The 13,491-nt window shown below is 65.8% G+C and carries 13 protein-coding genes and 1 pseudogene; 5 read left to right on the top strand and 9 right to left on the bottom strand.

The features are described 5' to 3' along the window. Positions 1-122 precede the first annotated feature (122 nt). Positions 123-1,019: a class I SAM-dependent methyltransferase gene (locus BST27_RS21570; protein WP_264000477.1), complete on the bottom strand. Its 897-nt coding sequence runs from the start codon at positions 1,017-1,019 to the stop codon at positions 123-125. Position 1,020: 1 nt separating this feature from the next. Further along, entirely contained in the window at positions 1,021-1,392 is a 372-nt protein-coding gene (locus BST27_RS21565) for a DUF3054 domain-containing protein (RefSeq protein ID WP_069421033.1), read from the bottom strand. A 35-nt stretch (positions 1,393-1,427) separates the two neighbouring features. On the opposite strand from BST27_RS21565, the gene BST27_RS21560 reads away from it, so the two are divergent. The 3 genes from BST27_RS21560 to BST27_RS21550 are packed head-to-tail and all read left to right on the top strand — an operon-like array spanning position 1,428 to position 4,457. Next, positions 1,428-2,615, top strand: a complete 1,188-nt coding sequence (locus BST27_RS21560; RefSeq protein WP_069421032.1) for an acyl-CoA dehydrogenase — start codon at positions 1,428-1,430, stop codon at positions 2,613-2,615. A 9-nt stretch (positions 2,616-2,624) separates the two neighbouring features. Continuing rightward, entirely contained in the window at positions 2,625-3,848 is a 1,224-nt protein-coding gene (locus BST27_RS21555; RefSeq protein ID WP_069421031.1) for a serine hydrolase domain-containing protein, read from the top strand. Positions 3,849-3,851: 3 nt separating this feature from the next. Continuing rightward, positions 3,852-4,457 carry a hypothetical protein gene (locus BST27_RS21550; protein WP_069421030.1) on the top strand — a complete coding sequence of 202 codons (606 nt, stop codon included), beginning with the start codon at positions 3,852-3,854 and terminating at the stop codon, positions 4,455-4,457. Positions 4,458-5,098: 641 nt separating this feature from the next. Here the strand turns inward: BST27_RS21550 and BST27_RS21545 are convergent. Further along, a complete protein-coding gene (locus tag BST27_RS21545) occupies positions 5,099-6,166 on the bottom strand; it encodes a PPE family protein (protein WP_069421029.1) in 1,068 nt (355 codons plus the stop codon). Positions 6,167-6,245: 79 nt separating this feature from the next. Then, a complete protein-coding gene (gene lpqS, locus BST27_RS31570) occupies positions 6,246-6,620 on the bottom strand; it encodes a putative copper homeostasis (lipo)protein LpqS (protein WP_139805286.1) in 375 nt (124 codons plus the stop codon). A 125-nt stretch (positions 6,621-6,745) separates the two neighbouring features. On the opposite strand from lpqS, the gene BST27_RS21540 reads away from it, so the two are divergent. Continuing rightward, positions 6,746-8,176 carry an NAD(P)/FAD-dependent oxidoreductase gene (locus tag BST27_RS21540; RefSeq protein WP_069421028.1) on the top strand — a complete coding sequence of 477 codons (1,431 nt, stop codon included), beginning with the start codon at positions 6,746-6,748 and terminating at the stop codon, positions 8,174-8,176. Between the two features lie 17 nt (positions 8,177-8,193). Here the strand turns inward: BST27_RS21540 and BST27_RS21535 are convergent, their stop codons facing one another. From BST27_RS21535 to BST27_RS21515, 5 genes are all read right to left on the bottom strand, one after another. After that, positions 8,194-9,414 carry an O-succinylhomoserine sulfhydrylase gene (locus tag BST27_RS21535; protein WP_069421027.1) on the bottom strand — a complete coding sequence of 407 codons (1,221 nt, stop codon included), beginning with the start codon at positions 9,412-9,414 and terminating at the stop codon, positions 8,194-8,196. Between the two features lie 7 nt (positions 9,415-9,421). Continuing rightward, positions 9,422-9,844 (bottom strand): rhodanese-like domain-containing protein, encoded by a 423-nt coding sequence (locus tag BST27_RS21530; RefSeq protein WP_069421026.1) that lies wholly within the window; start codon positions 9,842-9,844, stop codon positions 9,422-9,424. Next, positions 9,841-11,073, bottom strand: a complete 1,233-nt coding sequence (purT, locus tag BST27_RS21525) for a formate-dependent phosphoribosylglycinamide formyltransferase (RefSeq protein ID WP_249025712.1) — start codon at positions 11,071-11,073, stop codon at positions 9,841-9,843. Before purT ends, BST27_RS21530 begins: the two co-directional genes overlap by 4 nt. A 115-nt stretch (positions 11,074-11,188) precedes the next feature. Beyond that, positions 11,189-11,860 carry a PaaI family thioesterase gene (locus tag BST27_RS21520; RefSeq protein ID WP_069421024.1) on the bottom strand — a complete coding sequence of 224 codons (672 nt, stop codon included), beginning with the start codon at positions 11,858-11,860 and terminating at the stop codon, positions 11,189-11,191. Beyond that, the gene (locus BST27_RS21515) at positions 11,857-13,155 is read right to left on the bottom strand and encodes an adenylosuccinate synthase (RefSeq protein WP_069421023.1); all 1,299 of its coding nucleotides are present in this window, start codon (positions 13,153-13,155) and stop codon (positions 11,857-11,859) included. Before BST27_RS21515 ends, BST27_RS21520 begins: the two co-directional genes overlap by 4 nt. A gap of 83 nt (positions 13,156-13,238) precedes the next feature. On the opposite strand from BST27_RS21515, the pseudogene BST27_RS33905 reads away from it, so the two are divergent. Then, a pseudogene (locus tag BST27_RS33905) lies at positions 13,239-13,491 on the top strand (peptidase M50); the annotation flags it as partial.

Genomic DNA, 13,491 nt, shown 5'->3' with positions numbered 1-13,491 from the left:
TCGTGAGCCCTACTCTGCGGCGGCGACTGCGAACGTCGTGATGATCTTGGGAAAAACCGCAAGTCAAGCGCGTTGGCGCGCGAAGATCTACTTCTATTCATTCAGATTGCCAACCTGACCGGCTACACCCGGACGGCCGTCACGTACCGCGGAGATACCGCCAGGTCGCGTGGCGGAACCGGCTTGCGCGCCGGAATTCCCAGGGTGGCCCGCAACTCGGCGATGTCCCGGTCGACCGTCTCCCAGCCGTGGTCGGCGAGATATTCGGGCACATCGCGGTATTCGCCCTGGTAGGTCAGGGCCGCCAGGTCCACGTTCAGGCCGACTCGACGCCAGCCGTCGACGAATGTCCGCCCCGCGTCTAGCTGCACTGCTGTCCATGTCGGCATGTGGTCGGCGGCGAGCCGGCTACCGGCGGCGCTCACGGTGGTCACCGACTGCAACAACCGGTTCTGCGCATCGGACGGCAGGTACCCGACAAACAGGTTCTCCGCGACCCACACCGTCGGCTGCGTGGTATCGAAACCAACGCGCCGCAACGCCGCGAGCCAATCCTGGCGAAGGTCGACCCCGATTGCGCGACGGTGAGCGGTCAGCTTCGCACCCACCTCACGCAACACGGCGTTTTTGAAATCGACGACGTCCGGCTGGTCGATCTCGTACACCGTCGTCCCGGCGGGCCACCACAGTCGGTAAGGGCGCGTGTCCAGACCCGACGCCAGCAGCACCACTTGTCGAATGCCAGCGCGCCCGGCGTCGGCGAGGTAGTTGTCCAGGAACTGCGCGTGCAGGACGAGGATTTCCATCAGCTTCTCGGCGTCGGGGCTCTCGTCGAAACCGAGCGTCTTGCCGTCGATCACCTGCGTGAAGTACTCCACGCCTGCGGCGCGAACCAATGGATCGGCGTAGGGATCGTGCATCAGGCCCCTACTGGTGGCGACGGCTCGCACCGCGGCGCCGAACGTGGCGGTCACCCCCACGCCGGTGGCGGGATCCCAGGTGTCGCCCTCTCTTCGCACGTCAGTCAGCCGAGCGACGCCGTCCCCACAACCCGACTGCCGCTCGCCACCCGAGCAGCAGCACCGCAGTAACCGTGGAGGCGACGACGATGAAAGCAGCCGCCACGCTGGCCGAAGTCACCTTGCGCAACAGCATCCCGACCACCACGGTGCTCACCCAGACAACGAGCCCGGTGGGTGCCACCGCCGTGGGGCGCCGCCAGCCGCGTGACACCAACCATCCGACGAGGGTCCCGGTCAGGAATGGCCACGCCGTGGCGGCGACCCCACTGATGTTGACGCCTTCATCGTGGCTGCGCCGACCGAGAGCACAAAACACCAGCACAGCGACGATATCGATACCAAGCCATTTCAGGCTGCGCCGCGGTTGCATGCAGCGAGAGTACCGGGGCGGGGCAGGATTGGGTCATGAGCACCGATACACCGCCCGCCTTCGACCCGGACGACCCGCTCGGGATCGACGCGTCGTTATCCGACGACGAGATCGCGGTCCGCGACACCGTCCGGAAGTTCTGCGCCGAGCACGTAACCCCGTACGTGGCGGGCTGGTTCGAAGACGGTGACCTGCCGGTCGCGCGGGAACTGGCCAAGCAGTTCGGCGAACTGGGCCTGTTGGGAATGCACCTACACGGTTACGGGTGTGGTGGCGCATCCGCCGTCCACTACGGGCTGGCCTGCCAGGAACTCGAAGCCGCCGACTCCGGCATCCGGTCGCTGGTGTCGGTGCAGGGCTCGTTGGCGATGTTTGCGATCTGGAACAACGGCTCCGAGGAGCAGAAGCAGCGGTGGCTGCCCGGCATGGCCGCCGGCGACCTCATCGGCTGTTTTGGGCTGACCGAACCCGACGTCGGATCCGACCCGGCCGCGATGAAGACGAGGGCCCGGCGCGACGGGTCGGACTGGGTGCTGAACGGACGCAAGATGTGGATCACCAACGGCTCTATCGCCGACCTCGCGATCGTGTGGGCAGCCACCGACGAGGGGGTGCGCGGCTTCATCGTCCCCACCGACGCCCCGGGCTTTTCCGCCAACACCATCCACCACAAGCTGTCGCTGCGGGCATCGATCACCAGCGAGTTGGTGCTCGACGATGTTCGACTGCCCGATGAGGCCATGCTGCCGAAAGCAATTGGGTTGAAGGGGCCGTTGGCGTGCCTCTCGGAGGCGCGCTACGGAATCGTGTGGGGTTCGATAGGCGCGGCACGGTCGGCCTGGCAGGCCGCTCTGGATTACGCCAAGCAACGCACCCAATTCGACCGCCCGATCGCCGGATTCCAGCTGACTCAGGCAAAGCTCGTCGACATGGCGGTCGAACTGCACAAGGGTCAGCTGCTGGCGTTGCACCTGGGTCGACTCAAGGACAGTGTCGGATTGCGGCCGGACCAGGTCAGCTTCGGCAAGCTCAACAACACCCGAGAAGCCATCGAGATCTGCCGGACGGCACGAACCATTCTGGGCGGCAACGGGATATCGCTGGAGTATCCGGTGATCCGGCACATGGTCAACCTGGAGTCGGTGCTCACCTATGAGGGCACACCCGAGATGCACCAGCTGGTGCTGGGCCAGGCCTTCACCGGCTTGCCCGCATTCCGGTAGAACACACGCATGTCCTTCCTGCGGCGCATCGGGTCTGTGCTCTTGTGTCTCGTGGTGGTGGCCTGCAGCCCGCCGCGTTTGGTGCCCGAGTTGCCCAATGAGGTGGCAGCCAAAGCCGACGCGGTGATGGACGTGGTCCGCGAGTTCATGGCACAGGCGCATCTGAAGGCAGCGATCGTTCGCGTCACTATCAACCGCCAAGAGGTCGTCACGCAGGCCGTCGGCGAATCCATGACCGGCGTACCCGCCGCACCCACGATGCACTTTCGCAACGGCGCGGTGGCCATCTCCTACGTGGCAGCGCTGTTGCTCAAGTTGGTCGATGAGAAGAAGGTGAAGCTCGACGACAAGTTGTCCAAATGGCTGCCCGACTTCCCGCATGCCGACCGCGTCACCCTCGAGCAACTCGCGCAGATGACGTCGGGGTACCCCGACTACGTACTCGGCAATGACGCGTTCGCCAACGAGCTTTACGGCAATCCGTTCCGGCATTGGACAACTCAAGACATACTCGGCCAAATCTCGTCACGGCCACTGCTTTACGAACCGGGCACCAACTGGAATTACGCGCACACCAACTACATCCTGCTGGGATTGGCGCTAGAGAAGGCGACCGGTCAGGACATGGCGACGCTGCTGCAGCGAAAGGTCCTGGCGCCGCTGGGATTGACGGCTACCTTCAATTCCGACACAGCCGCCATCCCCGAGCCGGCCCTGCACGCATTCACCTCGGAGCGCCGGGAATCTCTGAAAATTCCTGCCGGCGTTCCGTTTTACGAGGATTCGACGTATTGGAATCCATCTTGGACGATCACCCATGGCGCCATCCAGACCACCACCATCTACGACATGACTACTACCGCAGTGGGCATCGGCTCGGGCAAGCTGCTGTCGCCGGATTCCTACAAGAAGATGGTGTCGACCGAGTTGCGGGGCAAGACGCACGCCCAGCCGGGATGCCCAACGTGCTCCGAGCAGAGCGACGGATACACCTACGGCCTGGGCATCGTCATCACCGGAAACTGGCTGATGCAGAATCCCATGTTCGCCGGGACCTCGGCCGTCGAAGCGTACCTGCCGTCACAAAAGGTGGCGATCGCCGTCGCGGTCACCTACGCCCCCGAAGCCTTTGATGCTCAGGGAAACTACAGCAATCAGGCCGAAATGCTGTTCCGCAAGATCGGTGCCGTGGTAGCACCGAAGGATGCCCCACCAATGCCACCGGGGAGGTAGACCATGAGAACGATCGCCCGCGCTGTCGCTGCATTGTTTTCCAGCGCGATTGCCCTAGCCGCGCCGGCAGGCGCTGATCCCGCCCTGCCACCGATGACGTCCACCGGCGCCGGACCCGTTATCGGTGGCGGCGGCCCCGCGGCTCAGATCGGCCAGCAGCTGTACAGCTTCAACAACCCCGACATTCAGGAGGTGAACGGTTCGGACGCGGCCCAATTCATCGCTGCGGCGGCCAATGTGTCGAATCGCGACGTCGCCAGCGTCTTCCAGCCGTTGCATCGTGCCTTGGGGTGTCAAACAAACAACGCGGGATTCGGGGCCCGCGCCTACCGCCGGTCGGATGGCCAATGGGGTGGCGGCATGTTGGTCATCGCCAAGAGCACCGTGGCCGACGTCGAAGCCCTCAAAGCGTGCGTGAAGGGCAGCTGGCGCAGGGCCGTGGCGGGCAGCCCGACGACGCCGTGCAACAGCGGCTGGAACTACCCGCCTTTCAGCGACACCCGCCGCGGCGCGGAGGGCTACTTCGTTTTGTTGTCCGGAACGAATTCGGACTTTTGTAATGGCCCGAATGCGAACTTCCGGACCAACGCCAGCGGGTGGCCCACCTAGAACGGTGGTGGATCGTCACCTGGGTTGGCTTTGGAAGCATCGACGTTGTATTCGACGTCGGTGACGCCGGATTCGACGTCGGTGGTGACACCGCCCGGGCTCCCCTGCCAGCCTTCGCAGGCGCGGTATTCTCAGCTTTAAGTGCCCGTGCGCACAGCGCGGGGTCTGGGCGCAGGGGCTTGGGGCCATTATGCACAATCGTGCAGTGTTGCCCGAAACGGTCTCCGGCAGGCTCCTTCGAGGCAGCAAAAGCTCATGCGCGAGCGGCGACCGATGTAGTTGCCGCAAGCCTAAAGAATTAAGCCGGTCATCGATTAGCCGATTGAGCGATTTTGCCCGCAATTACTCACGACGCAGATTGCGTTTAGTTTCGTGACCTACCTATTGCTCTGGCTCCACCAATTCTGGTTTCGCCGGAAATTGGATATGTCACAGCGCGTCGCGCTGGCGCACGATCATGTCGTTCCCGTCTAGGAAAGCACCTGAACAACACAAGGCACCCCGCAAGCACGCTGGTACGCCACATACATTCGATCATGCCGCCATGTACGGACAGTGATCTTGCAGCGCCTTTTAGCCGGCATCTCCCTTCCCACTACGCCGGAACCCCGACGCTTGCGAACCACGAGCAGTCCGTCCGCCTAGCCGATCACCTCAGGCCGCGGCATGACCGTGTGCCGCACCCCGGCTCGCTGTGTCGACGCGTTGACGACACCTTCGCCGCGTGGCGCCATACCGGCTATCGGCAAGCCGCTCAACGGGTTTCCTTCGCCTGCGAGAAGCGGCGTCACACCGGCCTGCACCGCCTCGGCGGCGACAGCCCGAGACGCAACGGCGCTCGAAGTCCACGCGTGCGGAACCGACAGCTGCCCCAGTGAGGTCGCCTTACCCAACGCGGCCGACACCGTCGGCGGGACGCTACCCAGGCCGGCGAAAAGCCCAGCCGGCAAGGCGATCCCGGCGATTTCGCCGGCAGCCAGCCCCCCGGCCACACCTCCGGCCACGCCAGTCTCGGCAGCGGCAGTGGCGGTACCCAACGACTTGGCCACCGAACTCATCGACGACAGCGACGACAGCGACGAACTCATGGTCGAGGCACACGCGCTGAGCGGCGACGCCAACTGCTGCAGCGTAGAAGGCACGACCCGAGTGATTGCCAGCGCCTGCTCGGCAAGACCGGCCGGATCCGCCACCGCATCGGGCACCGTGAACGCCGTCAACGTCGCCGCTTCCGCTGCGTCGGCGGCATAGCCGTACATCGCGGCGGCGTCCTGAGCCCACATCTCGGCGTACTGCGCCTCCACGGCCGCGATCGCCGGAGTGTTGACACCCAAGACATTTGTGGCCACCAGCGCCAGCAACGTCGCGCGGTTCGCGGCAATCAGCGGCGGCGGCACCGTCGCCGCGAAGGCCGTCTCGAACGCCGCCCCAGCCGCCCCAGCCCGGACGGCCGCCTGTTGAGCCTGTCCGGCCGTGAGACTCAGCCAGGCCACATATGGGGCCACCGCGGCCGTCATCGCCACCGCCGCAGGGCTCTGCCAGGCTTCGCTGGTCAGGACGGAAACGACGGCTTCACACGATCGGGCCGCGGCGTACAGTTCGTCGGCGATCCCTTCCCAGGCCGCCGCGGCGACAAGCATCGACCCCGCACCGGGGCCGGAATACATCTTTGCAGAGTTGACCTCGGGCGGAAGTGCGCCAAAGTCCATTTCCTTTGACCTCCAACGGTTTTACCCGTACAAGACTTCATGTCTGTGCCGTACAAAAGTGATCGCGAGAAAGCAGCGATCACTGACGGGCTAGACAGAACCTGGTGAGGAGATCTCGACCGGAAACAGAAAAAACCGACCCGGCAGGCGGACTCCGTCCACCCGGCCGTGCGACGCAGGCAGCCCACGCAACGATGACGCCGAGCACCGCCACCAGCCCAAGAGAGGCCAACGCCGTCGTCGCACGCGGCGAAATAGCGGTCGCGATTTTCGCCGGGCATGCCGATGCGCCGTCAACGACCTGATCGTGGCCGGCGGTCAGCACCACCACCTTCGACGAATCGCCTAGGCCAAAGGCCAATTGCGGTATCCCGCAGTGCAACCCGGCCATCCTGAGCACCAGCCACACCGCGGCTACTGCGGCGACGGCGGTGCGGGGCGGGGCTGGTAACACGCAACCAGGGTATACCCCCCACCCGTATGTTGTAAACGAACAACCAGGCGCATTGCTATAGTGCCCGGACTAATTCGAGTCATAGGGTGGTACAAGCGCAGCAGCGACCACATTGAAGGAGGACCATGACGCCCCCATCGACCGAACTCGCGCCCGCCGAAAAGCGCCACCGCGTCGTCATCATCGGTAGCGGGTTCGGCGGCCTGAACGCGGCTCGGAAGCTCAAGCGCGCTGACGTCGACATCACCCTGATCTCCAAGACGACCACCCACCTGTTTCAGCCGCTCCTCTACCAGGTGGCCACCGGCATCTTGTCCGAAGGCGATATCGCTCCGACCACCCGACTCATCCTGCGTCGGCAGAAGAACGTGCGCGTCCTACTGGGTGAGGTCAAGGACATCAACCTGAAGGACCAGACGGTCACGTCGAAGCTGCTGGACATGGAGACCGTGACGCCGTACGACAGCCTGATCGTGGCGTCCGGCTCCCAGCAGTCCTACTTCGGCAACGATCACTTCGCCACGTTCGCCCCCGGCATGAAGACCATCGACGACGCCCTGGAACTGCGCGGCCGAATCCTTGGCTCGTTCGAGGCCGCCGAGGTGACCACCGACCCCGCCGAGCGGGAACGCCGCCTCACCTTCGTGGTGGTGGGGGCCGGGCCGACCGGCGTCGAGGTAGCCGGGCAGATCGTCGAACTTGCCGAACGCACCCTCGCCGGCGCGTTTCGCACCATCACGCCCAGCGAGTGCCGGGTGGTCCTGGTCGACGCCGCCCCGTTGGTGCTGCCGCCGATGGGCGAGAAGTTGGGCAATAAAGCGCAACGCCGACTGGAGAAGATGGACGTCGAAGTCCAGCTCAACGCGATGGTGACCGCCGTCGACTACCAGGGCATCACGATCAAGGAGAAGGACGCCGGGGAACGCCGCATCGAGTGCGCGGTCAAGGTGTGGGCGGCGGGCGTCCAGGCCAGCGAGTTGGGCAAGCTGGTCGCCGATCAATCCGACGGCACCGAAACAGACCGGGCCGGGCGGGTGATCGTCGAGCCCGACCTCACCGTCAAAGGCCACCCGAACGTGTTCGTCATCGGCGACCTCGCGTCGGTGCCGGGCGTGCCCGGGATGGCGCAGGGCGCGATCCAGGGTGCGGCGTACGCGACCAAGGTGATCAAGCACGTCGTCAAAGGTAAGGACGATCCGGCCAACCGCGAGCCGTTCAAGTACTTCAACAAGGGCAGCATGGCCACCATCTCGCGGTTCAGCGCCGTGGCGCAGATCGGCAAATTGGAGTTCGGCGGCTTCATCGCCTGGTTGGCATGGCTGGTGCTGCACCTGGCGTACCTGGTCGGCCACCGCAACCGGATCGCCGCGTTGTTCTCCTGGGTGATTTCCTTCCTGGGCCGCACGCGTGGGCAGATGGCGATCACCAGCCAGATGATCTACGCCAGAGTCGTGACCAAGTGGATGGAAGAAAGCCAAGGGATCGGGCCCGCCGAAAGCCAGGGCGCCTTGGCGGCCGCCGAGCGAGCCGAACGAGCCGAACAGAAAGCCGGCTAACTGCTAACGGCTAACGGCTAACTCAGCGCCTGGTCGATATCGGCGATCAAATCGTCGGTGCCTTCCAGGCCAACGGAGATGCGGACCACGCCGTCACCCAGTCCGATGGCGGCGCGGCCCTCCGGACCCATCGCCCGGTGGGTTGTGGTAGCCGGATGCGTGACAAGCGATTTCGCGTCGCCGAGGTTGTTGGAGATGTCCACCAGCCGCAACTTGTCCAGCACTTCGAACGCCCGCTGCTTGGCGGCACCCTCGGGGGCATCCAGCTCAAAAGTGACAACCGTTCCGCCCCCGCTCATCTGACGCTTGGCAAGGTCATACTGCGGGTGCGACGGCAGGAACGGGTAACGCACCCAGCGCACCGCGGGATGTCCCTCCAGGAACTCGGCGATGCGTTGCGCCGAGGCATTGGCGTACTGGACCCGAACCGCCAGTGTCTCAAGGCCTTTCAGCAACACCCAGGCATTGAACGCACTCAGCGCCGGGCCGGTGTGCCGCATCAGTTTCTGCACCGGCCCGTCGATGTACTCCTTGTCGCCGAGGATCGCGCCGCCCAGCACCCGGCCCTGGCCGTCGATGTGTTTGGTGCCCGAATACACCACCACGTCGACTCCGAGCGGAAAGCCCTGCTGCAGCAGCGGCGTCGCAAAGACGTTGTCCAGCACCACTTTTGCGCCCGCGGCGTGCGCCAGCTCGGTCACCGCCGCGATGTCCACCAGGGACTGCATGGGATTGGACGGCGTCTCGAAGAACACCGCCTGGGTGGGCACCGACAACGCCTCTTCCCACTGGGAGAGGTCGTCGCCGTCGACGAAGACGGTCTCCACCCCCCAGCGCGGCAGGATCTCGTTGCACACCACGAAACACGAGCCGAACAGGCTGCGCGCCGCGACCAACCGGTCGCCGGCACCCAACAACGCGCCCAGCGAGACAAAAACGGCGGCCATCCCGCTGGCCGTGCCGAACGCCGCCGGAGCCCCCTCGATCAGGCGTAACCGTTCCTCGAACATACTGACGGTCGGGTTTCCGTACCGCGAGTAGACGAAGTGGTCGAGCTCGCCGGTGAACGACTGCTCGGCGACCGACGCCGACGGGTAGACGTACCCGGACGTCAAGAACATCGACTCGGCGGTCTCGTCGAACCCGGAGCGCAACAACCCGCCGCGCACGCCGATGGTGGCTTGGCTGACGCCGTCGGGCAGGGCCTTCGGGGTACGGACCGAGTGTTCGTCCGTCACGGCCGGGTCACTTCTGCGTCCAGGGCAATCCAATCGCCCGCCAACCTGTCTCGCCCCGGTGACCCTCGGCATTCAGATGGCCCTCGAAGCCGTCCAGCACGTTGTAGGCCGGCGTGATTCCCGCTGCTGTCGCGGTCTCGGCGGCGCCGATCGAACGGTTGCCCGAGCGGCACAGGAACAGCACCGGCCGCTCCTGCTCGCCGTCGCCCGACGGGACCTGTTCCTTCAGTTCGGCGAGGAAGTTCTCGTTGCGTCTGCCGTCGGAGGTGTTCCACTCGATGTACACCACGTCGCGGCCGAGGCTCGACAAGTCGGGCACTCCCACGAAGCGCCATTCGGCGTCGGTGCGCACGTCGACCAGCACCGCCCGGGGGTTGTCGGTCAGGATCTTCCAGGCTTCAAGTGGGGTGATGTCTCCTGCGTAACTCACGCGCGTGAGTCTCGCATATTTAACCGGGCAGCCGCCTCGCGGGCGCGGTCACGCGCGGTCGCCACGTCGGGCGCGGTGGCCAGCACCACACCGAGCGGGTAGGGTGCGCCGGCCGGCTGCTCGGTATCGGCCCGCGCAAAGATTCGCACGTCGCTTTCCGGCACGGCGAGCGCGGCCGTCAGGGCATCCGCGGTCGGGCCGAAGCCGTGGCCCGGCCGCAACACCCGGGCGGCACCCGGCGAAACCATCAAAGTGTCCACGGCAACGCCCAGAATGGCCCGCGCCTGCAGTTCGAACGCCGAAAGCCGCTGGCTACGCAGCGTTGCCCAGGCGGTGTCGGTCGGGTACGGACTGACGTCGGCGAAGTACACCTCGTCACCGTTGATCATCAACTCGACGCTGAACACGCCGCGCCCTTCGAGCGCTTTGACGATCCGCGCGGCGATCGACCTGGCCGCATCCAGCGCCGCCGGGCTCAGCTTCTGCGGTTGCCAGGATTCCAGCTCAACGGCCTCACCGTGGGTTTCGCGACGATGACCGATCGGCGAGCAGAACTCGATGACCGGTCCCGCCGGCCCTTCGCTGCGCACAACGATCAGCGTGACCAGAAATTCGACCTCGACCACGGCCTCCGCCCAGGCGCGGGGTTGTGCGCCCTCAGGCTGCTGCGCGAGGGCGCGCTGCCAAGCGGACTCGAGCCCGTCGGGGCCCTTGACGAATGACTGACCCGCCTCGGCCGACCCTTCCACCGGTTTCACCAGCAATGGAAAGCCGGCATGGGCCGCGACCGCCTCGAGTTCGGTCAGCGACCCGACAAACCAGAACGGCGCCGTCGGCAGGCCGCGCTGGTCGGCCGCCAGCCGGCGCAAGCCCTCGCGCTCGGCGGTAAGTCGCACGCTGCGAGCACTGGGCACCAGTTCGGTGGAGCCGGACGGCGCGTCGTCCTGATTTGTTTCGAGCGCGGTGAGAGCGTCCAGCGCCTCGACCGAAACGTGCTCGGTCAGTGTCACCACGAAATCCGGTTGCAGGCCACTGAACGCCGCGGCCAGCGCCTCGGTGTCGGTCGGCGCCACCACCAAAGCCTGGTCGGCGATCCGCTGCGCGGGGGCGTCACCATGCTCGTCGACGGCGACGACCTCGGCGCCCAGCCGCTGCAGCGCGACCGTCAGCTCCCGGCCCAGCTCGTTGGAACCCAGCAGCAGCACCCGCGGACTGGTGTCCACGTCGATCTGCTCGGGCGAAGTGACCGGCTCCTCCGGGGCTGCCTCGGGGGGGACGTCGAACTTCGTCGTCGTGTCGGGGGCGGCGTCGGGTCCGTCCTGTCCTTCGGTCACAACTCCAAGACTAGGGCTGGCCGGGCAATAGTCGAACCATCAATCCGTTGCCCTCGGCCAGAACGTTCTCGTCACCGTCCAACAATTCCGCGGCGACGAAGGCCTTGCGGCCTTCAGTGCTGGTGATACGCCCGCGGATCACCAACGGCACATCGATCGGGGTGATCTTCCGGTAGTCGACATGCAGGAACGCGGTCCGGCTGATCGGCCGTCCGCCGGCGTGGGAGACCATGCCGAACATGTGGTCGAACAGCAGCGGCAGCACGCCGCCGTGCACCGCGGAGTTGCCCCCGACGTGGAACCGGCTGAACGACCCCGTCATCTCGACGCCGTCGGGCTCGTAGCGGGTCAGGGTCCACGGCGGCAGCAGCAGGCTACCCATGCCGGGCATGTCGGGCGTCCGGCCCGCGGGGGCTTGCCCCTCGACGGCCTGATACGGCTCCAGCAGCTCCACGAGCGCGGCGGCCCGTTGCGCGGCCTCGTCCCACACGGCGTCGTCAGGGTCGGCGGACACGGCCAGGTCCTGCAAGCGGCGCATGTTCGCCACGAACTGGCGAAAGCCGGCACCGGGATTGGCCGGCCCGTACTCGGGAAAGCCACCGTGGTGTTCGTAATCCGGGTCGATATCTTCGGGGCGTTCGGAAGGGTCGTCGGAAGCCCCCACAGCCCCGTAGTGCGTCAAGAGCGTTCCTGCAGGATGTCGCGGCGCACGATCGTCTGGTCCCGTCCCGGACCGACACCGATGCATGAAACCGGTGCTCCGGCAAGCTCTTCCAACCGAAGCACGTAGTCACGCGCCTTGGCGGGCAGGTCCTCGAACTCCCGCGCTTCCGAGATGTCCTCCCACCAGCCCGGCAACTCCTCGTAGACCGGCTGGGCACGCCAGAGATCCGATTGGGTCATCGGCATCTCGTGGGTGCGCTTGCCGTCGATCTCGTAACCGACGCAGACCGGCACCGTTTCGAGGCTGGACAGCACGTCGAGTTTGGTCAGGAAGAAGTCGGTGATGCCGTTCACGCGGGTGGCGTAGCGGGCGATGACGGCGTCGAACCAGCCGCAGCGCCGGCGTCGTCCGGTCGTGACGCCGAACTCGCCGCCGGTCTTCGACAGGTATTCGCCGTGCTCATCGAACAGCTCGGTGGGGAATGGGCCGGAACCGACCCGGGTCGTGTAGGCCTTGAGGATTCCGAGCACCGTGTTGATCCGGGTGGGTCCGATGCCGGAGCCGACGGCCGCGCCGCCCGCCGTCGGGTTCGACGACGTCACGTACGGGTAGGTGCCGTGGTCGACGTCGAGCAGGGTGCCCTGCGAGCCTTCCAGCAAGACCGTTTCACCGGCCTCCAGCGCGGCGTTGAGCAGCAGCCGGGTGTCGGCGATGCGGTGCTTGAATCCTTCCGCCTGCTCGAGCAGCACCTCGACGACCTGCGCCGGATCCAGCGCCTTGCGGTTGTAGATCTTGACCAGCACCTGATTCTTGAACTCGAGCGCGGCCTCCACCTTGTGGGTCAGTTGCTCGCTATCGAGCACGTCGGCCACCCGGATCCCCATCCGCGCGATCTTGTCCTGATAGCACGGGCCGATGCCCCGTCCGGTGGTGCCGATCTTCTTGCTGCCCATGTAGCGCTCGGTGACCTTGTCGATCGCGACGTGGTAGGGCATCAGCAGGTGGGCGTCGGCGGAGATCAGCAACTTGGAGGTGTCGACGCCGCGGTCCTCGAGACCTTTGAGTTCGTCCAGCAACACCCCGGGATCGATCACCACGCCGTTGCCGATGACGTTGGTGACGCCCGGGGTCAGCACGCCGGACGGGATGAGGTGAAGCGCGAAGTTCTCGCCGGTGGGCAGCACGACGGTGTGCCCGGCGTTGTTACCGCCCTGGTACCGCACCACCCACTGCACGCGCCCACCGAGTAGATCAGTGGCTTTACCCTTGCCCTCGTCGCCCCATTGGGCGCCGATGAGGACGACTGCCGGCATGACGTGCTCCTGATCTCGCGGATTGTGCCCGCTTATTGTGGTCCAGCCGGTGACCTACCCTACCGAGCGGTGTGTGAGGAGCCATGAACAACGGGGTGAAAACGCCCAGCGCGGCGGTATTGGTGTTCGGCGACCGTCCTTTACCTCGCCCGTTGACCGGCCTACCCACGCTGGCTGTCGACGACGCGCCGGGCCCATTTGAGCGGCTGATCGTGGTCGGCGCCGACGCCGACCTCGCCGCCGTGCTGTCCCGTCTGCTGCGCGCCGACCGGCTGGCGCGCGATAAGCGCGGGTCGCAAAGGTACGTCGACGGGGCGCGTAACCCACCTCGACGTC

This window comes from Mycobacterium intermedium, from assembly GCF_002086275.1.
GTDB classification, from domain to species: domain Bacteria; phylum Actinomycetota; class Actinomycetes; order Mycobacteriales; family Mycobacteriaceae; genus Mycobacterium; species Mycobacterium intermedium.
Note: the sequence above shows the minus strand (reverse complement) of the source record. Positions and strands in the feature narration are given on the sequence as shown.